1 protein-coding gene is annotated in these 593 nt (G+C 28.5%); it reads left to right on the plus strand.

Annotated features, from left to right (window positions below):
* Positions 1-423: 423 nt before the first annotated feature.
* On the plus strand, positions 424-593 hold a 170-nt coding region (locus ACFRAE_RS17735), incomplete at its 3' end, for a DUF6929 family protein (protein ID WP_422798504.1).

Here is a 593-nt window from a genome sequence, read left to right on the forward strand (position 1 = left end):
TTTGAGTTTTCCCTTGAGGAAGTGAGTAAGATGCTTGGACATAAAACCATCAGAACGACACAGCGATATGCCAAGATCAAGAAAAACAGAATAAGTAAAACATGGGGAAAAGTAAGATCCAAAGTTTTTAATTTAGATGGAAAACTGATCGATATAAGTTAAATTGAAGGTCAAAAAGCTTGAATATAGAATTCTTTGTTTTATAAACACAAGAACAATGGTCTATCTCCAATTAAATTTCAGTCAAATTTTTATTTTGAGATAGACCTTCTTTACAAAACAGACTAAAAATTTTTAGAGGGTATGATCCAATATATCTCAACATTTATATCTACTAATTATAGAATTCATAAAATAGCAGCAATTTTTATAAATTAAGCTAAATTAGTAAATCGATCTTTCGATATTATTTAAAGAAAAAATATGAATGAATTTTCTTTGCAAAAATATTTAGAAATCTTTGGGATTAGTGCTGCATCAGGTCTAGAATATATAGATGGCGAGCTTTATCTCATATCAGACAATAGCAACTATCTCTATGAATACCAAATTTCAAAGGCTCAGTTAACAAAACATCCTCTCTTACAAAGATT

This window comes from Sphingobacterium sp. HJSM2_6 (genome assembly GCF_049316305.1).
In the GTDB taxonomy this organism is placed as follows: Bacteria; Bacteroidota; Bacteroidia; order Sphingobacteriales; family Sphingobacteriaceae; genus Sphingobacterium.